Below are 21181 nucleotides of genomic sequence, written 5' to 3' on the forward strand. Positions count from 1 at the left end.
AGTGGCCGGCGGCGTCCCCGGTTTCCCGCCCCCTCTCGGAGGGCAGTACACCCGGGATCGCTGGCGGGCTTAACTTCCGGGGTCGAAACGAGACCGGGTGTGACCCCGCCGCTATGACCGCCGTACCGCTATTGACCTATCGGGATGGGTTTATAAAGATTACGGTCAAGGAAGGAGAAAAGATTATAGTCATCGCCGGAGAGGCTTTAGGGAGAGGTGATAATAATGGGACTCCTAGAGGACAAGGCCCTTGTCGAAGCTGCCCTTTTCGTTTCTGGTCGGCCGCTGAGCATTAAAGAGCTCTCAAGAGCCCTCGGGATAAGGTCGCTGGATTACCTCGAGAAGCTCATCGAGCTTATAGCAGCTGAATACGCTGAGAGAAAGAGCGCAATCGAAGTGGTTCGCGTTTTGGGCGATAAATACGTCATGCAGGTAAAGCAGGAGTATTCGCAGAGGGTCGTCCACCTGATGCCGAGACCAGACTTAAGGACTGGCGAGCTGAAGACCCTGGCCCTTATAGCCTACCTCCAGCCTATAGAGCAGAGCAAGCTTGTTAAACTCCGCGGGAGTCAGGCCTACGAGCACATAAGGAAGCTCCTCGAGATGGGACTTATCTACGCCGAGCCCTATGAGAGGACAAAGCTCCTTGGAACGACCCCCAAGTTCGCAGAGCTCTACGGCTTCCCAGAGAACGACCCCATGATGATCAAGGAAGCATTCAAGAAAGTGGTTCATGCCGAGTACAGCGACCTGATAGCAAAACTCGAAGGGAAAGAAGAAAAAGAAGAAATGCCTCAGGAAAGCGAAGAGTAATTTCTTGACCCTTCAGTTTACTTATTTCTGTTCTTGGGAGGAATACGGAAGCTTTTTCCGGAAACTCGGCCTCCGGAGAAAAGTTTAAATACCACCACCCTGTATTACCATTAAGGTGAGTGTTATGGTAGTGCTGACAAAGGAGCAGATCATCGAGATGATCGAGATGCAGAAGGGCCTCTCGAGGAATGAAATTGAGGAGAGGATAGCGGAGATAGCATCCCGCGAGGGTATTTCCGAGCACGCGGCAGCTTTAATGCTCGCGGAGGAACTGGGCGTTAATCTGGAGGGCAAGGAGGAACTTCTCCACATAGTGGACCTTGTCCCCGGGATGGCCAACGTCAACATAGTCGCGAGGATCCTGAGGAAGTACCCGCCGAGGGAGTACCAGAAGAGGGACGGCTCAACCGGCCAGGTTGCAAACGTGATAATCTACGACTCAACCGGAAAGACAAGGCTCGTTCTCTGGGACGCTCAGGTGGCAAAGTACTACAACGAGCTGAACCCGGGCGACGTCATCAAGATCATTGATCCGAGCGTTAGAGAGGGAAGGAGCGGAGTTGAGCTCCACGCCAACTTCAGGACGAGGATAATACTCAATCCGGAAGACCCGCGTGTCGAGGAGATACCACCGCTGGAGGAAGTGAGAAGCTACAACTACAGAAGAACAAAGATAGGCGAGCTCATGGGCGGCGAGCGCTTTGTTGAGGTCAGGGGGACGATAGCGAGGCTTTACAGGGTTACCGTTTACGACGCCTGCCCTGAGTGCAGGAGGAAGGTTGATTACGAGCCGGCAACAGATACGTGGATATGCCCCGAGCACGGCGAGATCCAGCCGATAAAGATAACCATCATCGACTTTGGCCTCGATGACTCAACTGGTTACATAAGGACGACGCTCTTCGGTGACGATGCGGCCGAGCTTCTCGGAAAAGACCCAGAGGAGATAGCAGAAAAGCTCAGGGAGCTGGTGGAGGACGGACTGACCCTCAAGGAAGCCGGCAGAAAGCTCGCGGAGGAGGAGTACTACTACCTGCTCGGAAGGGAAATAGTCGTCAGGGGCAACGTCGTGGACGACAAGTTCCTTGGGCTAATCCTCAAGGCCTTTGGCTGGGACGAGGTGGACTACAAGAGAGAGATAAGCCGCGTCAGGGCCGAGCTGAAGGAGGTCATTAAGGAGGTGCTGTGAATGGAGGAGGTCAGGTACAGGCGGCGCAAGCCTGCCGTCGAGAGGAAGATAGGCGAGATGAGGGAAGACGACACGAGAGTTGCGCTTATAGGCAAGGCTTTCAAGGTTGACAAGATGGATTACACCTTCTGGCTCGACGACGGAACCGGGGTCATACTCATCGAGAGCGAGGAGAACGTCCTCCCCCAGAACGGCCAGACCGTTAGGGTTGTCGGCAGGGTCATCAGGAACGAAGAAGGCATTCACATCTACGGCGAGGTTATACAGGACTTCAGCGAGGCAGATTTGGAAGCGCTGGAGGAGATTAGGGAGCTTGAGAGGAAGGTTCTCCCCAGGGTGGAGAGCGTCATCGAGTTCTTTGGAGGTGAGGAGCTATGAAAAAGCGCCTTCCAGCGAGCAGGGTCTACATCAAGGACATCATCGACGGCTACTACGTTAAGAGTGAAGGGGACTTCGAGCCCAACTACCTTATAACGAAGGACGCGAGAAAGGTCTACCGCGTCAAGGTCGTCGCCACCGTCGTTCGCGAGCCGGTTATAAGCGACGACGAGACCTATGGAAAGCTCCAGATCGACGACGGAACCGGAACCATCTGGGTGCTCGGCTTCAGAGACGACACGAGATTCATCAGGCTCGTCAAGAAGGGTGACCTCGTCCAGATAATTGGCAAGGTTGCCGAATGGCGCGATGACAAGCAGATACTTGTCGAGGGTATCTCCAAAGTCCACCCCAACATGTGGATACTCCACCGCTTTGAGACGCTGAAGGAAAAGGTCGAACACGCCAAGAAGGCTCAGATAGCATTCGAGATTTACGATAAGTACGGCATCACTGCGAAGGCCAAGGTTATAGCCAAGAACAAGGGCGTTAGCGAAGACCTACTGCTGACAATTGACGAGCTCTACACGATAATGCTCGAGCACAGGAACCTCGAGGAGGAGCTCTTCGAAGAGGAAGTTCCTGAAGTCGAGGAAAAGACTGAGGAGAACCCAGAGCTCGAAAAGGCTAAGAAGGCCGTCCTTGATCTGTTGAAGGAGAAGCAAAAGGCACTGTCCCACAAGTTCATCATCAAGAAGCTCTCGAAGGAGTTCGACGAGGAGCTCATCGAGGAGGCCATAACACAGCTTCTGGCTGAAGGAGAAATCTACGAACCGGAGATAGGCTACTACGAGCCGCTGTGAGCTCTTTCTCTTTTAATCCCCTCGAAAAATAGAAAAAGCAGGAATCAATACTGCTCCCTCATCGTCCTTATGACAGGGTCGTGAATGAGAGTCGAGGTTATGCTGTCCACCATGCGGAAGAACTCGTCGCGGCCCTTGATGAGATCCATGTTCTCAATCCTTATCAGCTTGCATTTGCCTCCGAGTATCCACTTGCCAAGCACTATCTTCTCCTTTCCGTCTTTTTTCGCGTCTATTCTGACTAAACCATAGGGAATGTCAGCCGTCCACCAGTTGGCCTTAAACGTTATCCTCCAGCCAGCATCTTCAAGTGCCTCTACGAGCTTTTCCAGGGTCTTTCCCGGACCATGAGGGGTTTTGAATGTGATGACTGTCCAGAGCTCTTCCCCCTCAAGGCTTCTTATGAGCTCATCCTTAAACTCCATGATCTCACCTCCTCAAACTATCGCTGCTATAAGGAAAGCCATAACCGCCAGGAAAATGCTCATCTTGAGCAGCTTCTGTGATTTATGTGCAACCTCCCTGTCCTGGCTCCTCAGGATCAGGTAGGCTGCGTAGAGTATGAGTAAATCAACAGGAACCATCGCGTAGTAGCCGACGCCAACACTTGCCTTGACAGGAAGGAACGAAGCGATGACCGTCAGCAGCGCAAAGAGGGCCCCAACGTAGGCCGCTCTCTTCTTCCCCCAGATTATGGGTAGTGTTTTAGCGCCTTTGGCCATATCGCCCTCCACATCCTCGATGTCCTTAATAACCTCCCTGGCAACGTTCACGAGGAAGGCACAGATCGCTAAATAGCCAGCCAGCCCGAGGTGTTCAACAGCGACCGCACCGTAGAGCGGAGTTGCACCGGTAAGGCCGGCAACGACAATGTTTCCGACGAACGGAAGGGGCTTGAGCTTCCAGGCGTAGATGAACATCGTGACGTAGGCTATCACCCCAAGGATGAAGGCGTAGATGTTTATCATGTATGCCAGGGCAAGACCAACCGCAAAGAGGAGCATCGAGTAGTAGAGTGCAACCTTCCTGCCCATTGCTCCCCTTGGCAGAGGCCTCTCGGGACGGTTGATTTTATCTATCTCATAGTCGAAGTAATCGTTTATCGTGTTTCCTCCGGCGCAGCCCAGAGTGACCACTAAGAAGACAAGTAGGGCCGTTTTTGGGTCGGGGAAGTGACCAAGGGCCACTATCGAGCCCAGAAGGCCCACTATCCCGGCAAGGATGCAGTTATGAGGCCGGGTTATCTCGATGAACGCCTTGAGCTCCATTAGGGTCACCTAATTCAATTAGGTTATTGACTTAAAAATCTTTGCTAGAGCTCCTCCCTTCTCAACAGGCCAAGCTCTTCGCCGCTTTCGAGCACCCTTATGCGCCCAAAGCGAAGCTCGACTGCTCTCTCGAGTTCTTCTAAAGATATGGGCGTCAGGACCTGGGCATTCATCTCGCTGAAGTTTATCCACTTCAGTATCCCAACGCCGAGGCAGAGACCGTCTTTATCGATGAAACCAACCAGCAAGTTGCTCAGCTTTTCGAAGTCAACAGCGTGAATAACGAACTTGCTGTAGTGCCTTGGAATGCTCTCGATATCAGCCTTGACGACGGTGTAACGCTCGCCCTTCCAGCCAGACAGAACGAGCCACTTGAAGAGGGACGATAGAAGTTCCTTTTCCTCGGCCGTTAACGGTCTGCCTCTGAAGAGTTCCGTTCCGGTCGGAACGACATTATTCAAATCAACATTAATCAGACCAGCACTTGAGAAGTAAGCCTCCCACTTCTCCCGCCTTATTTCCCTGCGCTCCTCCCTCGAGTGTTCCCTCGCTCTGTCGCTCACTGAGAGGCTCAGGACTTCACCGTAGGGAGAGAGGAGCCGTTTTATGTGAGAGAGCTCGTTCTCCCTCTCAAGGAAAACTATCAGTTCAGGTCTCACGAGCTCGGCTTTGAGGCGCTTCATCTCTACGCCCGGGCCGGTGACGAAGCCGGTAGTATCTACCAAAACGACATCCGCATCCTGAACGGCAATATCAACCAATCTCTTGACACCAACTGCCATCTCACCTGTATACTGGCCGGGAGAAGTGGTTCCAATGAAGTAGTGAGCGTGAGCCTTTAAATTGCTGATCGAGTCAAAGAGACCTTCAGGGAAAGCTAAGCTCACCGTTGCCGGGGGGAGAACTCCTTTCTGGCCGACATCGCTGTCGATTATCGCAACTCTGAGACCCATTTCAATGAGACCGTTCGCAAGGAACGTCAGGAGGGTCGTCTTTCCGCTGTCGGTTCCGCCGATGAGCATTACCCTAAGGGGCCTCTCTGACTGGGCTATCTTGTCAAGGAGTTCAAACCTGTCCGGGGGAACGTCCTCAGTATAGCCCGCTTTGTTCATGTGAGTTGATTAGAGCTGGGAATTAAAAAGCTAACTTTGAGAAAAACTTATAAGTGTGGTCAGGGGCTATCAGTGTGAAGGCCAGAAAAATTTGACATTGACCTTGAAAATAGTTGGTTTAATAAAGGTGTAAATGCTAACCTTGCAAAGGAGGTTTTAAAAATGGAAGAGAAACCCACCCTCACCCCAAGACAGATTAAGTTGCTCAGGAAGTTCTACGAGGAAGGAAAGACCATAGAGGTTCATACCGTTGAGAAGACCCAGGACGAGCTCGCCGAAGAACTCGGAATAACCAGACAGGCCTTAAGCAATCACCTCAAAGTTCTCAAGGAGCTTGGCTACATAAGAACCGGCAGGGGCTTTATCGACCTTACCGACAAGGCCCTCGACCTCCTCGGCGAGAAGAAGGGGGATGTTTTCGTCTTTGTGAGGATAGAGCCAACCAAGAGAAAGTACGTCTACGAACAGATAAAGAGGCTCAAGATAAAGAAGATATACCGCGTCACCGGCGACATCGACCTCATCATCGAGGCAGACAAGACCAGGCTCGACGAGATTCTCGAGGAAATAGCCTCACTCGACGGCGTCAAGGAGACCATTACCCACATCGTCCTTGAAGTCCTCTGAGGGCTTCCTGCCCTCCCTTAGCTTCTTCTCTATTAGCCTTCTAAGCTCGTCGAGGTTCTTTCCGAACTTAGCTGAGATTGGCACGAAAATCTCGTTTATCTCGCTATAGGAAACTCCAAACTTCTCGGCAAGCCTCGTTATGGTCCCCTGGACGTTCTTCACCTTGTCCATCTTGTTCACCGCCACTATCGTCGGTATCTTCAGCTCCCGCAGGAACTGGAAGAACTCTACGTCTATCGGAATCTCACCGCGCTTCTCCCAGCGCTCTATTATCTCCAGCACACTCTTGCCATCTATGACGAGGATTGCCAGATCTATCTCATCGGCGTTGTTCTCTATGAAGTGCACTATCTCATCTTTAATCTTCTCCTGCTTTTCCTTCGGCAGACCGCTCATAAAGCCGAAGCCAGGCATGTCGACGACCTTTCGGTTCCTCCAGTTAACCTCCACAGGCTTTCTCGTAACTCCTGGCCTCTTGCCCCTCCTGACCCACTTTCCAGTAAGACGGAAGATGAGCGTGCTTTTTCCAACGTTCGATCGTCCCACGAAGATTATCATGGCTCTCACCGAAGGGAGTTGAAGTTTTTTCACCTTATAAGGCTTGGCGGAAAAGTTAAGTAGGCCGAGCGATAAATAATCGCGGTGGTGTTTATGGTAGAGGGCAGTGAAGCTAAAGCCAACCAGCTCATCAACAAGTTTGTGATATCCCTCACGGAGGGAAAGATACTCGGGTTTGTGACGGACATCAACGTCGAGGTTGAGGGCGACCAGTTCTACTTCATCCTGAAGATGAAGCTCGTGGAGAACCTTGGAAAGGGTGAACACCCAGGAATGTTCTCCAACGAGAAGAAGATGAAAATAAGGCCAAGCGATATAGTCAACGTTGGTCCAGACGTTATAATCCTCGGAAACGGTAAGGTGCCCCCACTGAGGGAGATAGAGAGGCTCACCCAGATAGCCGAGGAGTACAACGCCCTGGTTAGGGAGCTCGAGACCAAGGAGAGGCTCATAGAAAAGCTCAAGGAGGAGAACTACTCACTTACCAAGCAGCTGGATGAGCTTCAGAGGGAGCTTAGAAAGCTCCATGTCATGAAAGAGGACTTCGAACACCTCAAAGAGCAACTGGTCAGACAGGAGGGCCAGCTCGAAATGGCCAAAGACTACATAAGGCTCCTCGAAGGTCTCAGGCACGACATAGACAAAATAAAGGACGATGTTGACAAGCTCATCCAGAGCCAGCTTGAAGAAATCGTCAGGACAATAATAAACGAAGAGCTGAACGCAAGGGGATTAAAGAAAACGAGCTTCATTTAGCCAAAGATCTGGGGCCCAAAGGCGTGGAGAAGTATCTCAAGGGCAACGAGTATCAGCGTGAGGGCTATAACGCCCCTTGGGCTTATCTTTACTGCCCTGGTGTCCTCATCAAAGAACCTCATGAGACCCGCACCGGTCGGGGGAAGTGTGGCCTTTTCCTTTGCCATCTCTCTCACCTCTTAAGATGGCTACCACCAGAGAGGTATAAAAAAGTTTTGATAGGGGAAACTTTTTAAAAGGTAATCCACAGCCCATGGTGGATAAGGGGTTTCCCCAATGAATCCCGCTAATGACGTAGGAGGTGGGAGGAAATGGCGACCTTTAAGCTTGTCATATCGAACCCGAAGAACGGGATAGCCAGGCAGGTTGAGATAAGCGGCGAAGAGGCAGAGAAGCTCATCGGAAAGAGGATCGGAGAGGAGATCTCCGCCAAGGAGCTTGGCCTCAACCTCACCGAGATATTCGGCGAGGAGATTCCAGCCGATACCAAGCTCAAGATAACCGGCGGAACCGACAAGGATGGCTTCCCCATGAGGCCCGATGTCCATGGTCCGAGGAGGGTCAAGATCCTCGTCTCTAGGGGACCGGGTTTCAGGCCTAAGGAGAAGGGTGAGAGGAGGAAGAAGACCGTTAGGGGCAACACCATCAGCCCCGAGATCGTCCAGATCAACATGAAGCTCGTCTTCTGAGCTTCCTCCTTTCCCCAACTTACTGCTTTTCTGCTTGCCTTGGAGTATGTCCTTCGAGTTCTTCCCCTGAGGTAACCTTAATAAATGTCCAAACTCTCTAAATTTAGGGGTGAGAGAAGATGGCAAAGAAGAAGGAGTTTAGACAGGCCGAGGTTAACATCGGAATGGTTGGTCACGTTGATCACGGTAAAACGACACTCACGAAGGCCCTGACCGGAATCTGGACTGACACCCACAGCGAGGAGCTAAGGAGAGGAATCACCATCAAGATAGGCTTCGCCGATGCAGAGATAAGGAAGTGCCCGAGCTGTGGCAGATACTCAACTTCACCTATATGTCCTTACTGCAGCCATGAAACCGAATTTGAGAGGAGAGTCTCCTTCATCGATGCTCCCGGTCACGAGGCATTGATGACAACAATGCTCGCTGGAGCTTCCCTCATGGACGGTGCCGTTCTCGTCATAGCGGCCAACGAGGGTGTAATGCCCCAGACCAGGGAGCATCTCATGGCCCTTCAGATAGTCGGCAATAAGAACATCGTCATAGCCCTCAACAAGATCGAGCTTGTCGACAGGGAGAAGGTCATTGAGAGGTATCAGGAGATAAAGGAGTTCGTCAAAGGCACCGTCGCCGAGAACGCCCCAATAATTCCGATTTCAGCCCTGCACGGAGCCAACGTTGACGTTCTCTTGGCCGCAATAGAGGAGTTCATCCCAACACCTGAGCATGATCCGAACAAGCCGCCCAAGATGCTCGTTCTGAGGAGTTTTGACGTTAACAAGCCCGGAACCAAGCCGGAAAAGCTCGTCGGCGGAGTCATCGGCGGTTCGATAGTCCAGGGCAAGCTCAAGGTCGGCGACGAGATAGAGATCCGCCCGGGCGTTCCCTACGAGGAGCACGGCAGGATCAAGTACGAGCCGATAACCACCGAGATAGTGTCCCTTCAGGCGGGAGGAAGGTTCGTCGAGGAGGCATATCCAGGTGGACTCGTCGGCGTCGGCACCAAGCTCGATCCGTACCTCACCAAGGGCGACCTCATGGCCGGAAACGTCGTAGGAAAACCTGGCCAGCTTCCGCCGGTGTGGGACGAGCTCAGGCTTGAGGTTCACCTCCTCGAGAGGGTTGTGGGAACCGAGGAGGAGCTCAAGGTCGAGCCGATCAAAAGGAGGGAAGTCCTGCTCCTCAACGTTGGAACGGCAAGAACGATGGGTCTCGTCACCGGACTCGGCAAGGACGAGATCGAGCTCAAGCTCCAGATACCCATCTGCGCCGAGGTCGGCGACAGGGTTGCCATCAGCAGGCAGGTCGGCAGCAGGTGGCGCCTCATAGGCTACGGCTTCATCAGGGAGTGACCCTCTCTTTTCTCATTTGGTGGTCTCCATGCGCCGTGAATGGCTAGTTATTCCCGATACCAACTTTCTCCTCGTCCCGGGACAGTTCGGCGTCGACATAATATCCGAGCTGAACAGGGTTCTCGATGTGAAGTTCAGGATTGTAATTCCAAACGTTGTCCTTCAGGAACTGGACGTCATCGAAAGAAAGTCCCGCGGGAAAGATCTGATGGCCATCAGAATGGCGAAGAAGCTGGCTGAGAGGTTCGAGACCGTGGATATAGGCCGGTTTGGGGAGAGGCCGATAGACGACCAGATTTTTGACTTCGCCCTGAATAACGAGCGTGTTGTGGTCTGCACCAACGATAAGGGGCTGAAAAAGAGGCTCCGCGCGAAGGGCATTCCGGTCGTGTACCTCCGCTCCAAGAAGATTCTGGAGCTTGAAGGAATGCTGGAGTGAGCTATTTCTGCCCAAGCTCACAATCATTCAACAAGTTCTTTTCGCTCGGCTTTCAAAACCCTTAAAACCCCTTTTTCTCCACGCCCTCGGGTGAGAATCATGTACACCGAAGAGGATCTTTTGAGAGAGATTAGGGAACTAATGGAGGACGACGAACTCTACCAGATGTACGAGAGGGCCTTCAGGGAACACATCTACTACTTCGAGACGACCAACTACATAGTGCTGAATATCTACCAGTTCAACGACCACGGACCGATCCACGTTCTCCTCACAACGAGACGGGCCCTAGAGCTACTGAAAATTATCAAAAAGTTTGGAATTGAGACCACAGCGGAGAAGCTCGGCAAGCCTTTCCGCTGGAGCAAGTTCATCGTTGCTTTTGGAGCGCTCTTCCACGACGTCGGCAACATGATACACAGAATAAACCACTACGAGTTCAGTGCCCTGCTTACGGAGCCAATAATAGACAAGCTCGCCAGGGAGTTTGAAACGGATGATTGGCTTCTCCTCAAAGCGCTCACGCTGAACGCCATCTACACGCACGATGAGCACGTGCCGTGCACAACCATTGAGGGGAGCCTCGTCACTATAGCAGACGGCTGCGATATGGAAGCCGGAAGGAGCAGGCTCGTCCACAAGAAGGACCGCGTTGACATACACGCCGTCTCAGCCCTGGCAATAGAGAAGGTCGAGATAAGGGAAGGAAACGAGGAGCAGCCGATACTCATTGAGATATGGATGAAGCACCTCGCAGGAGTCTTCCAGGTGGACGAAATTCTCACCAAGAAGGTCAAGAGCTCAGTACTGGGCGGAAAGGTTAGGATAAGAATTCACGTCGGCGAGGAGATAATGGAGAAGGTTATTTAACCTTCCCTCCCAACTTTCTCCATGCTTCGAGATGCCTACGTTGATCTCAAATATCTGCTCAACAGGGGCTACCGGAAAAGCTATGCATTAGAATTCGTTGCCAACCACTATAGGCTTACGAAAAAAGAGCGGCATCTTCTGGCCAGATGCGTCTTTTCTGAGGGATGGATCACAGAAGTCAAGGAAAAGCTCCTAAAACCCGAAGAACTTGCCGGGAAGGTTCTGGCGATAGACGGTTTCAACGTCCTCATAACCCTCGAATCTCTCCTCGATGGGAAAGCAATACTCTGCGAGGACGGCCTTGTGAGGGACTTGAAGTACCAGGGGAAGTACAGAATCAACGAGAGAACCGGTGATTTGCTTACGGAAATCGCGATGGCCCTGAAGGAACTTGGGATTAAGAAGACGGTCTTCTTTTACGGGAAGAACGTGCCGGGGAGCGGAGAAGTCAAGAGGCTGACCGAGGGGAAGCTGAAGGAATTTGGTATTCCTGGGGAAGTAAAACTGGTTAAAAGCCCCGATTTTGAGCTCAAGGCCTTTGAGGTGGTTGCCACCGCGGATGTGGGGATAATCGTCAGAGTTCCCCACGTCTTTGACCTCGCTGGATACGTCGGCGAGAAGCTCGGAAAGGGAGCTAGGCCATTCGTTGAGTTTGTGGGGAAAATGTGTTCAGAGGAAGTTTAACACTTAGATTTATTTTCTTCGAACAGTTACAGGTTCACTTGAAACTTTTGAAAACCTTTACTAATCACTTTACACCGGAGGGGACGCTGTGGACATCTGAATGAAGTATGGTAATCAGGAATTCGAGTTCTACAACCCCGAAGCGGTCGGCAACATGAGGGGTAACTCCGTACCAGGAAGGAGACATCGATATGATCTCAAACATACCTAATCTGAAGACTATCCACATGAGCTGGTTCGGCTTCTGCAACTTCAGCTTCTGGGCTGTGCTGGAGGGTGAAAACCTCTACAAGACAGGACAGCTGGGGAATACCGGGCCGATAGTACAACTACGAGAGAGCCGGATGGAACGATTGCACTCGGAGGCAAAAACTTCAAAATATCAACGGTCAGGTGGACGTACACTTTTGGCGACGTCACCGGACAGGGGGAGGCTGTTCTAACGGCCAACCTGCCAGTACCCATCGAGGCCAGGGGAGTCTCCATCGAACAGGCGGTGCCAACGTTTTCACCCACGTCAAATCGAGGACATCGGTTTTGAGAAGGTCTGAGGCTTTTTTTGCTTTTCAGTTTTCCACTTTCAGGCAAACTTTAAATCTTTCAAAACCTATTTTCTTTCATGTTCGGAGAGCACGAGCTCAGAACGAAGTTCATCAAAATCCTCAACAAGAAGATACACCTCCTCGAAAGGCCCGATGACAGCGTGCTTTACACGCGGGATGATGTTCGAGTTCTCATAAAGAAAGGCGATGGTGCCTTCAGGGTACTCCCAGCCCCGGCCGAGGGCTACGGCGTCAAGTTCCTCATGATAAGGTTCTCACCAAGGATAGCCGTTCCCCCCAGGGAAAGACTGACCGGATACCTCTCCGCCCCCGTGGACATTGAAGTCAAGAGCGGAAACGCCACGATAGACCGCTTTGTTGTAGGAAGGGAGAAGTACGCCCTCTATGGTGAGAATAACATTGGAGTGATAGCGCGCTATCACGTGAGCGAGTTCCACGATAAGATTCCCGACGAGCTGGGAATCATGAAGCTCGTGATAAACAACCCCACTGACGAATGGAAGCTCGTGGAAAGGATAACCGTCCCGATAAGGAACAGTGTTATGTTCTACTCCAGCGAAAAGGCCTACTATCCCCTCGTGATACTGACGACGAAAGAGCCCTACGAGGTCAACAACACCGGCAACCCGCCCGATGGGACGCTCAAGGCCACCCATAAAGCAGAACCTCTACCGAACTTCAAGATGAGGTGGTGACGATGGCTAACGTGACGGGCAACACGACCACAACTTCACCGAGAGGCGTGGAAAGTCTGGTACCTATTGAGATAAGTCTCTGGACGGGCATTGAGGCGATTCTCATCGTAATAGGCATGATAATCCTCGGGAGAATTCTGAGAAAGCTCATAATTCGAAAGTCAAAGGAAACCACTCTCACCTGGATAATCAACGAAGACACCGCGGATATAGCGTTCCGCATGTTCGTGCTTGGGGGCATGATATGGGCGCTCTACGTGATAGGCGTGATGAACTACCAGATAGGACCCACCAGCGTTGGAAACATCGCCTTTGCGGTCGGCTTCTTCTACTTTGCATACCTCATCGCCAAAAAATCCAAGGACTACCTCATAATGAGCGCGGGCAAGAAACCTTCCCCCGACGTTCAGGTAAAGGCGAAGATATTCTACTATACTTTCATCACCATAGCTTTCTTTCTGGCTCTTAGCTTTGCCGGAATAAGTGCCCAGCTGAGCGCCCTTCTGGCGGCGGCAGGAATAACGGGTATCATCCTCGGTTTCTCGGCACAAACCGTCGTTGCAAACTTCATCTCAGGAGTCTTCATGTACTTCGACAAGCCACTCAACATAGGTGACCAGGTGAAAATAGGCGAACTCGAGGGCATTGTCGAGGACATAAGGATACTTTCAACGAGAATCCGCGCCTGGGACGGAACGCTCATCAGGATTCCGAACGAGAAGCTCTTCAACAGCAATATCATCAACCTTCAGAGATATCCGGCGAGAAGGGTAGAGATTGAGATCGGCATAGCCTACAGTGCCGATGCTGAGAAGGCTATCGAGGTTATAAAAAAGACTCTCAATGAGATGCCCCTCGTTTTAGCCGAGCCAGGGCCGGTCGTGTTCGTAAAGGAACTTGGGGACAGCGCGGTGGTGCTTTCAATCAGAGCCTGGGCGCCGAGCGAGAGATGGTTCGACGTCAGGACTGAAGCCGTATCCAGAATCAAGAAGGCTCTGGACGAGGCGGGAATAGAGATACCGTTCCCGCAGAGAGTGAACTGGTTCGCTAACGAGCTGAGAGTAAAGGTAGATAAGGAGTCCTAATCCTCTTTCTTTTCTATCAGCGCGTAGAAGAAGCCTATCGTCCTATGCCTGTGAGGCCACGCCCTCATCGTTCCGGACAGAAATCCTCCATCGTAGGGGCCGTTTAGTGGTATCAGTTCAGCATCCTCATGCCTCTTCAGGAACCACTCCACAACCCCCTCGTTTTCTTCTGGCAGCATCGAGCAGGTTGAATAAAGCAGCCTCCCCCCGGGCTTCAAAATCTTCCAGGCACTCTCAATAAGCTCCTTCTGGAGCTGGACGACCTTTGGAATATTCTTCTCGCGCAGGCGCCATCTGAGCTCTGGATTTTTGACTATAGTCCCGTCGCTCGTGCACGGTGCATCAAGAAGGACTCTGTCGGCTATTCTCTCACCGAGGATTTCTGGGGCTTTTCTGCCGTCGGCCTTTATAGTCTCGGCTATCTCAACTCCAGCTCTCCTGAGAACTTCTTTCATGCGTTTTATCCTCGCCGAATCAATGTCGAAAGCGTAGATTTTGCCAGTATTATTCATCAGCTCTGCCATGTGTGCGGTCTTTCCGCCCGGGGCGGCGGCCAGATCAACGACGGTTTCGCCGGGTTCCGGGGCCAAAACGAGTGAGGCAACCGCCGCCGCTTCCTCCTGGGGAATTGTCCAGCCCTTGTTGAAGAGCCACTCAGGGTTGAAGGAGTCGAGGATCCTCAAAACTGTTCCAACGCGCTCACTCCTCTCAAAGCGGACATTTTTGCTTTTTAGATAATCCTCGACCTCTTCAACGCTCGTCTTCAGCAGGTTAACCCTCATGCTCATCGGCAGGGTCTCGTTGAGGGCCTTGAGAAGCTCCTCCGCCTCGTCTCCAATGAGTTCTTTCATTCTTTTTATGAACCACTCGGGAAAAAGGTAGTCCCACTTCAGGCGCTTCTCTTCGGTATCGAGCTTTGGAACGTACTCAAGAATCCTCGGAAGAAGGTCGTAGTAGTAATAGCCCACAAAGGGGTGCGTTTTCTTCGATAGAAACTGGGCGAGCCCCTTAAGATGTTGCCTCGTTCTCTCGCTTGGATCCCTAAAGATCGCCACCTCAATGGCAACCCTCAGCGTAGCCCTTAGCCAAGGGTCGAGGATGAACGGGGAAACGCCAACGAGCTCTTCTATTATCTCATCTATCAAACCGAGTCTGCGCTGAATGGAGTAAAATATACCCGTTAGCTTAGAATTTTCCCAGCCTTCGATTTTATACTTGGCGAAGGCCTTTCTCTTAGCCTGCTGGCTCGGCTTAAGCTCCTCACCGAGCTTAACAGCTTCAATGATAGCATAGAGCTGCCTGTCGCTCAGCTTAAGCTTTCCCACTTCAACCCCTCATTGGGTGTTCCTGGTTGAGGTTTTAAAGTCTGCGAACAACTGGAGTCAAGTGGAAATCACGGAATCAATCAGATCAGAAACCCTTTTGGCCTTCAGTCGTATTATGGGTGCTCCTTCCCAGTAAACCAAACCATTCACAATCCGGGAAATCTTCAAGAGTTCGATCTTCACGTCTTCTAGAAGAGGAAAACTCAAAGCTTTTTCAAGCACATCCAAAGCTAGTTCCACAATAAACTCGTTGTCGTTCTGGAGAAGAGAAGGAATCTCATCAAGTATAAGTGTCAAAGGGCCACTATCAGCGGACGAATTCAGCATGTTGAGGAACAGACAAAACCCCGCCACCTTTGTGTAGAGATCAGGGGAAACCACAAGTTCGTTTATGTATGTCCTCACCAATTTCGAATCTTCTAAGGGCTGTAACTTTGAAAGGACATCGATGGTCTCTATCCTCATCATGTCGTCCGGGCTTTCTAACAAGCTAACCAGAGTCTTCGCCGCCTTCAGAAACGTTTTTGATCCCATGGGAACGCCTTTAACTAGATATCCCAGGGCACGAAGGGCCTTGATAGTGACCTTTTCGTTCTCTTGAGATAGTGCATTGATAAACACATCCAAGTGTCTTTCCAGAACCATCATCCTAAGGTCATTGTCGGCCCTTTTGAGAATCTCACCTAAAGCTACGAAAGCTCTAAGGCGTGTGGTTTCATCATCTTCTCCTGCAAGCTCCAGAATCAGAAAAAGCGCCCGCTTATCCTCTAAGGCTAGACTAACTGCGTCCAATATCTGCCACGAAAGCACTAACTCCCTAAGCTCAGTCTTTGATATAGGGTTATTCGCGGGCATTATATTATAGAGTTTGAATCTGTACATATATTGATTTCGCTTTCCGAATTCCAAAGTAACTTCAAGGTTCATTTAACTAATTCGTCAGAGAATACAAACAGAAGTTACGACCTACCCTGGGACTACGGCATCTCATCAAATCTCTGTCCCGGCACGCTGAATGATCCCATACCACTGCCCGTCCCGAGCAGTAGCGAAGAGTCCCCCACGACCAAGGAAAGCATCATAGCCTCTTCAACAAAGCCCTCACTAAGGAACTTCCTAACGGCGTTCCGTGCCTCAATGGGCCTAGAGCGATAGTAATTGTAGAGTGCACCTTCCAACAGACCCATGACTTTCCTGGCTTTTGCGCGCAGGACTAGAGTATCTGCACTCTTTGTGAGCTTCTTGAGGGCGGGAAGAATATTCCCAAGGATCCTTTCCATAGGAAGGACAATGGGAAGCTTTAGCATATTGGCCGCAGCATCAAGACCAACCTCCACGAGGAGGGGATCCTCGCTCCTCAGGAGCTCAGAGATTCCGCTGACTATGGGATCCCAGTTCTCCTCTGAGAGCCCTCCTAAGGCCAGAAGCAACCGAATACCCAGGGCCTTTTCACGAAGATTAAACGAAGTGAGAAGGGAGTCAATCCTAGACAGCACTCCATCGATGGGATACGTCGTAGAAATCTTTTCTGTGAGTTCCACTGCTTCGAGCCACGAAAGACCGTCGTTATCAGAACCTAGCGAAACAAGTGCATCCACAAGCTTAGATAGCTGATTTTTCGTTAGGGGATTTCCTTCAAGCAGACGTTTTAAAACTCTAAGAGCTCTCACTTTCAGCCGCTCATCTTCTTCCTGGAGGGTACTGACTATTGCATCGAAGCCATTCCTCAGTATTAAGGACTTTGTCTTTTTGTCGGCCCCCTTGAGAATCTCTTCCAGAGCGGATAGAGCTCGTATCTTTGTGATACTGTCTTCCTCGCTGATGAGTTCAATGAGAGCCAAGAGAACCTCTTCACTATCCCGAGATAGCTTTACTACATCCCTCATCTGCCAAGAAAGTATTAACTCCCTAATTTTATCAACGGAAACCCCCGTCATTACAGCCACCATTACCGATTATAGCAACTGCTATTAGTTGGAGGTTATCCAATATATTTTTTTCGCTCACCAGTGTTTCAAGTTCTTCCAAACCTATAAATATCTACCAAAATCCTTTCCAGTTTCTTTCTATGGAAGAAGAACTGGGCGGGAATTTCAAAGGTGAGGGTTATTCTATGAGTTATTGAAAAACCAGCATCTCTAACGAACGTTTCAATGAACCTTCTCACCTCAGGCTTCGCGAGGTGAATGGAATAGACAACGTCACTTATCCCAAAGGCCCTCATAAGAAAGGGTCTGTCGGCATGCTTCACCTGGCTGCCAAAGGGAGGGTTCATTATCACGGTATCAACCCGAGCGGAGAAATCTAAGACGTCAGAGTTCACAAACTCAACGCAGTCCTCGATACCGAGAGATTCAATGTTTTCCCTGGCGACCCTTAAAGCCTCCTCATCGATTTCAACGGCGTAGACCCTTTCAGCCCCCATCAGGCATGCACCGGCACTCAGAACTCCCGTTCCGGCACCTAAATCCGCTATAACTTTTCCCCCGATGTCTCCGAGAGAGTGAGCCAGCCAAAGCAGTTCTGCCGCGACATCGCCAGGGGTCCTGTACTGCTCAAGTTCGGGCTTCGGCTCGGGGAAGCCCTTCAGCTTTGAAAGTATCATCGCAAGGTGCTTCTTTTTCACCCTCTCACCCCGTGGGGGGCTATGCCGAGCGGCTCGTCCTTCTCGCGCTTTCCGCCAAGGATTTCATCGAATTGGTAGTCCTCGCGAAGACCTAAGAGAATCTCAACCTCAGGAGGCGTTAGAACTGGCTTTCTCCAGTTTTCGGCGTCGTCTATGGGCACCCTCGGGCAGGCAACGACTACATAGGCATCGAAGTCAAAGCCCTCCAGCGCAGAGTAGCTTATATGGTTCATAGCTATTAGCCTGGCGTATTTGCCATGCCCACGCAGGAGTTCCACAATCTTTTTGGCTTCAGCCAAGCGGAGCTGGCCTTTCTTGGTGCTTACAACGACACCAAACTTTTTGGCATCATAGGCTTTCGCTATCTGGGCCCATCTCTTCCGAATAATCCGCTCAGCCTCTTTCTCCATCCATATCGCGTCGCCACTGTAGGGATTTACTGCCAGAGTGGACTTCTTCGTTGCTAAGGCAACTCCTATCGGATGGAAATATCCTGCCCCAATGAAAAGCACCCCATCGGCGTCAACTTTGGCGGCGGTGAATGTGCAGCCGAGAACCTGGCCGTGCCAGCTTACCCTTCCGTCGCCCGCACCTATAAGGACTTCAAAGCCGGCATTTTCAAGGAACTCCTTGGCCTTTTCCAGCTGGTGTATATGCTGGGCGGTTGTAACGAGCGCTATCTTCCTCCCGAGCTTTTTAATCTCGTCCAGATTCTTCTCCAGCGCAGGAAGAACGTCAACTTTGGCGAAAGCTGGAACAAATATAGTGGGAACCTCAAGGTTAAGCCTCATGTAGCTGTGTCCGAGGTGAATCAGTGCATCACAACCAAGAGCCTTCGCTTCTCTGTCAGCCGGATCACAGGCTCCGTAATTGATGTCGCCGCTTATTATCGCTTCTATTCCGTTTTCCTCAAGGAAATCGGCAAGATTCTGAGCCTCTCTTTTCAGTCCCTCGGGAGTCTGAATGAGGACGCGCGTAGCTTTAAGTTCTCCGAGTATTTTCAATATCTCTCGCTCATCTATCTCGTGCATCCTCTCACCAGTGAGCCTTCATAAGAAGGCCTTAAAATTCTTCCCCAGAAGTGGAGGAAACATTTTTATATTTTCACCCCAACATACCTCGAAGTCCGAGGTATTGGAGGTGAACGTTATGGAGGACATCATTGTGGTTACAACTGAGAGCGTGCCCGGGTACCGGATAGTGGAAGTCAAGGGAATAGCCCGCGGTGGCATCGTGAAGGCGACTCACCTGGGAAAGGACATAATGGCCGTTTTCAGGAACATAAAAGGTGGTGAAGTGAAAGAGTACACCCAGATGATGGCCGAGGCCCGAGAGGAGGCCCTGAAAAGGATGATACTCCACGCCAAGGAGCTCGGAGCTAACGCCGTTGTAAATGTCCGCTTCGCGACTGCGAACGTCGGTTCTAGTGTTGCAGAGGTTTATGCCTACGGTACTGCGGTAGTCGTGGAAAAGGAGTGATTGCCATGTACCTCCTCCCGTTCCCAATAATGGGAGGTTTGTTCGCCTGGGCCACGATATACTTTCTGGGCTTCAAAAGGACGAAGTGGTCGGAGTTCGTATTCGGGCTGGCGATATTCTTCATTGCGATAATCGTCCAAAATCCAATCCAGCAGCTGCCCCTGCTAGCTCTGGGAATACACTCGAACGCAGATGTCATAGCCAAGGGGGCGGCCTTTACCATAGCGGCCTCGCTGTGGCTGGGTTTTGTTGCCGGCCTCGTCCAGGAGGGCACCAAATATCTTCTCGTTAAAGGAAAGAACCTGAGGACTGCTCTCTTCGTGGGACTTGGATTTGGCGTCACCGAGGCTTTCTTTGTGGGGATAATTGCCGCCGTTGCCGCGATAGCGAGCGAGACCCCACTGGACGTTCCGGTCAGCACGGCCCTCTTCTCTCTGGTCGAGCGCTACTTCGCCGTGCTCTTCCATGTAGGGACAACGGTCTTCCTCGCCCACGCATACAGAGAAGGCTTCGGAAAGAAGGGACTGATCGCAATCGTCGGTCTGCATACGGTCGTTGATTCAATGGCAGCATACTACCAGCTGAGGGGGAGCGAGACATTTATGTACGCCACTGAGGCAATCTTTGCCGTAATAGCGCTCGCGCTCATGTACTACATAATCCCCCGGGTAAAGGTCGAGAAACCTGAGGAAGAAAAAGTAATATGGTGAAGTGATTGCTTGGTAACAAAAAGGAGAGGGCACTCAAAAAGCTTCTCAAGGACCTACGCTCCGGTTTTTACTCTTATTTAGTCCTTTCTCTCTTAGAAAAGAGAGGAGAGATGCACGGATATGTGATAAGGAAGGAGCTTGAGAAGCTAAGCAGTGGAAGGCTTGTTCCGAGCGAGGGAACTCTCTACGACCTCCTCAAGAGCCTGAAGAAGTACGGGCTCGTTGAGGACTTCTGGGCCGAGGTCGGCGGAAGGCCAAGGAAGTATTACAGACTTACGGATCTCGGAAGGGAAGTTCTAACCGAGCTGAGGGGTGAAATAAAGGAGATAGTTCGAATAATAGAAAGGAGGGAGGAGTGGTGACGAACCCCGACATCTCAATCGAGGCCTTCACAACGGCGATGGTTTTAATTGCAGGTCTTTTGACCCTTGCCTTTCGAAACAATATTAACAGCTACATCGGGTTAAGGATGGGCTATACATACCTTTCAGAAGAGTCTTGGAGGAAGGGAAACACCGTGGCTGGAATCGGAATGCTCCTTCTCTCGCTTGTCCTTGCAGTCATGATACTCTTCAAAGTCAGGAGAGACGTTTTCACAGTCACCCTTCTGATTGGAGCCTTCGTCGTGATTTGGGCGAGCACTTACGTAGCGAAGAGAACCTACGAGCTTGAAGATTTGAGACGGGAAGCCCCGGAGAAACCCGAGCAAGAAAGACAAATATCCGAATTCAACGTGAGGCCGTACCTCACCATCCAGCTCGCGGTTCTGGCCATCTACCTAATTCTCACTGCTTTCTTCTGGGAAATGATTCCAGACACAGTTGCAATACACTTCGACCTGAGCGGTCAGCCAGACGGCTTTGCGGACAAGGCCACTGGAATTCTCATCATACCCCTGCTAATGTGGGGATTCCTCTTTGCAATAACGTACTTTGTCAAAAGCCCGCTCTTAACCAGCAGGGGATTATTTATTCTGCCCAATATGTCTAAGCGCTTCGCCAAGTTCATGACGGTAGTGAACATAGCCCTAACACCCGTTTATACTATCGTACTGCTCTACAACGTGGCCCTGATCCCAAGCATCTACGTTAACTACGCTGCTTTCTTGGTGCTTGCAGGGATATTCTTTGAGAGTTACAGGCTGCTCTCGGCGAGGTGAT

General features: G+C 51.1%; 27 protein-coding genes and 1 rRNA gene. 17 read left to right on the forward strand and 11 right to left on the reverse strand.

The window, feature by feature from the left end:
• Positions 1 to 3: 3 nt before the first annotated feature.
• Positions 4 to 125 (reverse strand): 5S ribosomal RNA (gene rrf, locus E3E32_RS06275).
• Positions 126 to 225: 100 nt separating this feature from the next.
• On the opposite strand from rrf, the gene scpB reads away from it, so the two are divergent.
• The 4 genes from scpB (at position 226) to E3E32_RS06295 (ending at position 3183) form a co-directional block, all read left to right on the forward strand.
• Positions 226 to 813, forward strand: coding sequence for an SMC-Scp complex subunit ScpB (gene scpB, locus E3E32_RS06280; RefSeq protein ID WP_012572918.1), 588 nt, complete (start codon positions 226 to 228; stop codon positions 811 to 813).
• A gap of 124 nt (positions 814 to 937) precedes the next feature.
• Positions 938 to 2002, forward strand: coding sequence for an OB-fold nucleic acid binding domain-containing protein (locus E3E32_RS06285; RefSeq protein ID WP_167731033.1), 1065 nt, complete (start codon positions 938 to 940; stop codon positions 2000 to 2002).
• Complete coding sequence (locus E3E32_RS06290; RefSeq protein ID WP_167731034.1) at positions 2003 to 2380, forward strand: replication protein RepA; 378 nt, start codon at positions 2003 to 2005, stop codon at positions 2378 to 2380.
• The gene (locus E3E32_RS06295) at positions 2377 to 3183 is read left to right on the forward strand and encodes an OB-fold nucleic acid binding domain-containing protein (protein WP_167731035.1); all 807 of its coding nucleotides are present in this window, start codon (positions 2377 to 2379) and stop codon (positions 3181 to 3183) included. Before E3E32_RS06290 ends, E3E32_RS06295 begins: the two co-directional genes overlap by 4 nt.
• Positions 3184 to 3227: 44 nt before the next feature.
• On the opposite strand, the gene E3E32_RS06300 is transcribed toward E3E32_RS06295, so the two are convergent.
• Genes E3E32_RS06300 through E3E32_RS06310 form a run of 3 tightly spaced genes read right to left on the reverse strand, consistent with a single transcriptional unit; the run spans position 3228 to position 5563 of the window.
• Positions 3228 to 3608, reverse strand: coding sequence for a hypothetical protein (locus tag E3E32_RS06300; RefSeq protein WP_012572914.1), 381 nt, complete (start codon positions 3606 to 3608; stop codon positions 3228 to 3230).
• Between the two features lie 12 nt (positions 3609 to 3620).
• Positions 3621 to 4451, reverse strand: coding sequence for a geranylgeranylglycerol-phosphate geranylgeranyltransferase (locus E3E32_RS06305; protein ID WP_167731554.1), 831 nt, complete (start codon positions 4449 to 4451; stop codon positions 3621 to 3623).
• Between the two features lie 44 nt (positions 4452 to 4495).
• A complete protein-coding gene (locus E3E32_RS06310) occupies positions 4496 to 5563 on the reverse strand; it encodes a Clp1/GlmU family protein (RefSeq protein WP_167731036.1) in 1068 nt (355 codons plus the stop codon).
• 162 nt (positions 5564 to 5725) lie between these two features.
• On the opposite strand from E3E32_RS06310, the gene E3E32_RS06315 reads away from it, so the two are divergent.
• Positions 5726 to 6190, forward strand: coding sequence for an Lrp/AsnC family transcriptional regulator (locus tag E3E32_RS06315; RefSeq protein ID WP_167731037.1), 465 nt, complete (start codon positions 5726 to 5728; stop codon positions 6188 to 6190).
• On the opposite strand, the gene engB is transcribed toward E3E32_RS06315, so the two are convergent.
• Entirely contained in the window at positions 6137 to 6748 is a 612-nt protein-coding gene (gene engB / locus E3E32_RS06320) for a GTP-binding protein EngB (protein ID WP_167731555.1), read from the reverse strand. The two genes, E3E32_RS06315 and engB, sit on opposite strands and share 54 nt — an antisense overlap.
• A gap of 93 nt (positions 6749 to 6841) precedes the next feature.
• Here engB and E3E32_RS06325 point away from each other — a divergent pair, with 93 nt between their 5' ends.
• Complete coding sequence (locus E3E32_RS06325; protein ID WP_012572909.1) at positions 6842 to 7504, forward strand: hypothetical protein; 663 nt, start codon at positions 6842 to 6844, stop codon at positions 7502 to 7504.
• Here the strand turns inward: E3E32_RS06325 and E3E32_RS06330 are convergent.
• Positions 7501 to 7671, reverse strand: coding sequence for a preprotein translocase subunit Sec61beta (locus E3E32_RS06330; protein WP_167731038.1), 171 nt, complete (start codon positions 7669 to 7671; stop codon positions 7501 to 7503). The genes E3E32_RS06325 and E3E32_RS06330 overlap by 4 nt on opposite strands.
• A 144-nt stretch (positions 7672 to 7815) precedes the next feature.
• Between E3E32_RS06330 and E3E32_RS06335 the strand changes: the two genes are divergently transcribed.
• The 7 genes from E3E32_RS06335 (at position 7816) to E3E32_RS06365 (ending at position 13881) form a co-directional block, all read left to right on the forward strand.
• Positions 7816 to 8193, forward strand: coding sequence for a 30S ribosomal protein S6e (locus tag E3E32_RS06335; protein WP_012572907.1), 378 nt, complete (start codon positions 7816 to 7818; stop codon positions 8191 to 8193).
• A gap of 119 nt (positions 8194 to 8312) precedes the next feature.
• Entirely contained in the window at positions 8313 to 9545 is a 1233-nt protein-coding gene (gene eif2g / locus E3E32_RS06340; protein WP_167731039.1) for a translation initiation factor IF-2 subunit gamma, read from the forward strand.
• A gap of 28 nt (positions 9546 to 9573) precedes the next feature.
• Positions 9574 to 9984 (forward strand): PIN domain-containing protein, encoded by a 411-nt coding sequence (locus tag E3E32_RS06345; RefSeq protein WP_167731040.1) that lies wholly within the window; start codon positions 9574 to 9576, stop codon positions 9982 to 9984.
• Positions 9985 to 10083: 99 nt separating this feature from the next.
• Complete coding sequence (locus E3E32_RS06350; protein WP_167731556.1) at positions 10084 to 10854, forward strand: HD domain-containing protein; 771 nt, start codon at positions 10084 to 10086, stop codon at positions 10852 to 10854.
• A gap of 21 nt (positions 10855 to 10875) precedes the next feature.
• Positions 10876 to 11538 carry a DUF434 domain-containing protein gene (locus tag E3E32_RS06355; protein WP_167731041.1) on the forward strand — a complete coding sequence of 221 codons (663 nt, stop codon included), beginning with the start codon at positions 10876 to 10878 and terminating at the stop codon, positions 11536 to 11538.
• 619 nt (positions 11539 to 12157) lie between these two features.
• The gene (locus E3E32_RS06360) at positions 12158 to 12796 is read left to right on the forward strand and encodes a DUF432 domain-containing protein (protein ID WP_167731042.1); all 639 of its coding nucleotides are present in this window, start codon (positions 12158 to 12160) and stop codon (positions 12794 to 12796) included.
• A 2-nt stretch (positions 12797 to 12798) separates the two neighbouring features.
• On the forward strand, positions 12799 to 13881 hold the full coding sequence (locus tag E3E32_RS06365) for a mechanosensitive ion channel family protein (RefSeq protein ID WP_167731043.1): 1083 nt from the start codon (positions 12799 to 12801) through the stop codon (positions 13879 to 13881).
• Here E3E32_RS06365 and E3E32_RS06370 read toward each other — a convergent pair.
• From E3E32_RS06370 to dph2, 5 genes are all read right to left on the reverse strand, one after another.
• Positions 13878 to 15206: an RsmB/NOP family class I SAM-dependent RNA methyltransferase gene (locus tag E3E32_RS06370; RefSeq protein ID WP_167731044.1), complete on the reverse strand. Its 1329-nt coding sequence runs from the start codon at positions 15204 to 15206 to the stop codon at positions 13878 to 13880. The two genes, E3E32_RS06365 and E3E32_RS06370, sit on opposite strands and share 4 nt — an antisense overlap.
• 57 nt (positions 15207 to 15263) lie before the next feature.
• Positions 15264 to 16133 (reverse strand): HEAT repeat domain-containing protein, encoded by an 870-nt coding sequence (locus E3E32_RS06375; protein ID WP_167731045.1) that lies wholly within the window; start codon positions 16131 to 16133, stop codon positions 15264 to 15266.
• Between the two features lie 50 nt (positions 16134 to 16183).
• The gene (locus E3E32_RS06380; protein WP_206205248.1) at positions 16184 to 17155 is read right to left on the reverse strand and encodes a hypothetical protein; all 972 of its coding nucleotides are present in this window, start codon (positions 17153 to 17155) and stop codon (positions 16184 to 16186) included.
• Between the two features lie 65 nt (positions 17156 to 17220).
• Positions 17221 to 17832 carry an METTL5 family protein gene (locus E3E32_RS06385; protein ID WP_012572897.1) on the reverse strand — a complete coding sequence of 204 codons (612 nt, stop codon included), beginning with the start codon at positions 17830 to 17832 and terminating at the stop codon, positions 17221 to 17223.
• Complete coding sequence (dph2, locus tag E3E32_RS06390) at positions 17829 to 18863, reverse strand: diphthamide biosynthesis enzyme Dph2 (RefSeq protein WP_167731047.1); 1035 nt, start codon at positions 18861 to 18863, stop codon at positions 17829 to 17831. Before dph2 ends, E3E32_RS06385 begins: the two co-directional genes overlap by 4 nt.
• A gap of 118 nt (positions 18864 to 18981) precedes the next feature.
• Between dph2 and E3E32_RS06395 the strand changes: the two genes are divergently transcribed.
• Genes E3E32_RS06395 through E3E32_RS06410 form a run of 4 tightly spaced genes read left to right on the forward strand, consistent with a single transcriptional unit; the run spans position 18982 to position 21180 of the window.
• Entirely contained in the window at positions 18982 to 19311 is a 330-nt protein-coding gene (locus E3E32_RS06395; protein WP_167731048.1) for a heavy metal-binding domain-containing protein, read from the forward strand.
• Positions 19312 to 19316: 5 nt separating this feature from the next.
• Positions 19317 to 20021 carry a YhfC family glutamic-type intramembrane protease gene (locus E3E32_RS06400; protein ID WP_167731557.1) on the forward strand — a complete coding sequence of 235 codons (705 nt, stop codon included), beginning with the start codon at positions 19317 to 19319 and terminating at the stop codon, positions 20019 to 20021.
• Between the two features lie 5 nt (positions 20022 to 20026).
• Complete coding sequence (locus tag E3E32_RS06405) at positions 20027 to 20383, forward strand: PadR family transcriptional regulator (RefSeq protein WP_167731049.1); 357 nt, start codon at positions 20027 to 20029, stop codon at positions 20381 to 20383.
• Entirely contained in the window at positions 20377 to 21180 is an 804-nt protein-coding gene (locus tag E3E32_RS06410) for a DUF1648 domain-containing protein (RefSeq protein WP_167731050.1), read from the forward strand. Before E3E32_RS06405 ends, E3E32_RS06410 begins: the two co-directional genes overlap by 7 nt.
• The last annotated feature ends 1 nt before the right edge of the window (position 21181 follow it).

The sequence above is a fragment of the Thermococcus sp. GR6 genome, assembly GCF_012027415.1.
Taxonomy (GTDB): domain Archaea; phylum Methanobacteriota_B; class Thermococci; order Thermococcales; family Thermococcaceae; genus Thermococcus; species Thermococcus onnurineus.

Excerpts from the sequence above, each read along its gene's own strand:
- scpB (WP_012572918.1), top strand. The coding sequence starts at position 226 with ATGGGACTCCTAGAGGACAAGGCCCTTGTCGAAGCTGCCCTTTTCGTT.
- E3E32_RS06285 (WP_167731033.1), top strand. The coding sequence starts at position 938 with ATGGTAGTGCTGACAAAGGAGCAGATCATCGAGATGATCGAGATGCAG.
- E3E32_RS06290 (WP_167731034.1), top strand. The coding sequence starts at position 2,003 with ATGGAGGAGGTCAGGTACAGGCGGCGCAAGCCTGCCGTCGAGAGGAAG.
- E3E32_RS06295 (WP_167731035.1), top strand. The coding sequence starts at position 2,377 with ATGAAAAAGCGCCTTCCAGCGAGCAGGGTCTACATCAAGGACATCATC.
- E3E32_RS06300 (WP_012572914.1), bottom strand. The coding sequence starts at position 3,608 with ATGGAGTTTAAGGATGAGCTCATAAGAAGCCTTGAGGGGGAAGAGCTC.
- E3E32_RS06305 (WP_167731554.1), bottom strand. The coding sequence starts at position 4,451 with ATGGAGCTCAAGGCGTTCATCGAGATAACCCGGCCTCATAACTGCATC.
- E3E32_RS06310 (WP_167731036.1), bottom strand. The coding sequence starts at position 5,563 with ATGAACAAAGCGGGCTATACTGAGGACGTTCCCCCGGACAGGTTTGAA.
- E3E32_RS06315 (WP_167731037.1), top strand. The coding sequence starts at position 5,726 with ATGGAAGAGAAACCCACCCTCACCCCAAGACAGATTAAGTTGCTCAGG.
- engB (WP_167731555.1), bottom strand. The coding sequence starts at position 6,748 with ATGATAATCTTCGTGGGACGATCGAACGTTGGAAAAAGCACGCTCATC.
- E3E32_RS06325 (WP_012572909.1), top strand. The coding sequence starts at position 6,842 with ATGGTAGAGGGCAGTGAAGCTAAAGCCAACCAGCTCATCAACAAGTTT.
- E3E32_RS06330 (WP_167731038.1), bottom strand. The coding sequence starts at position 7,671 with ATGGCAAAGGAAAAGGCCACACTTCCCCCGACCGGTGCGGGTCTCATG.
- E3E32_RS06335 (WP_012572907.1), top strand. The coding sequence starts at position 7,816 with ATGGCGACCTTTAAGCTTGTCATATCGAACCCGAAGAACGGGATAGCC.
- eif2g (WP_167731039.1), top strand. The coding sequence starts at position 8,313 with ATGGCAAAGAAGAAGGAGTTTAGACAGGCCGAGGTTAACATCGGAATG.
- E3E32_RS06345 (WP_167731040.1), top strand. The coding sequence starts at position 9,574 with ATGCGCCGTGAATGGCTAGTTATTCCCGATACCAACTTTCTCCTCGTC.
- E3E32_RS06350 (WP_167731556.1), top strand. The coding sequence starts at position 10,084 with ATGTACACCGAAGAGGATCTTTTGAGAGAGATTAGGGAACTAATGGAG.
- E3E32_RS06355 (WP_167731041.1), top strand. The coding sequence starts at position 10,876 with ATGCTTCGAGATGCCTACGTTGATCTCAAATATCTGCTCAACAGGGGC.
- E3E32_RS06360 (WP_167731042.1), top strand. The coding sequence starts at position 12,158 with ATGTTCGGAGAGCACGAGCTCAGAACGAAGTTCATCAAAATCCTCAAC.
- E3E32_RS06365 (WP_167731043.1), top strand. The coding sequence starts at position 12,799 with ATGGCTAACGTGACGGGCAACACGACCACAACTTCACCGAGAGGCGTG.
- E3E32_RS06375 (WP_167731045.1), bottom strand. The coding sequence starts at position 16,133 with ATGAACCTTGAAGTTACTTTGGAATTCGGAAAGCGAAATCAATATATG.
- E3E32_RS06380 (WP_206205248.1), bottom strand. The coding sequence starts at position 17,155 with ATGGTGGCTGTAATGACGGGGGTTTCCGTTGATAAAATTAGGGAGTTA.
- dph2 (WP_167731047.1), bottom strand. The coding sequence starts at position 18,863 with ATGCACGAGATAGATGAGCGAGAGATATTGAAAATACTCGGAGAACTT.
- E3E32_RS06395 (WP_167731048.1), top strand. The coding sequence starts at position 18,982 with ATGGAGGACATCATTGTGGTTACAACTGAGAGCGTGCCCGGGTACCGG.
- E3E32_RS06400 (WP_167731557.1), top strand. The coding sequence starts at position 19,317 with ATGTACCTCCTCCCGTTCCCAATAATGGGAGGTTTGTTCGCCTGGGCC.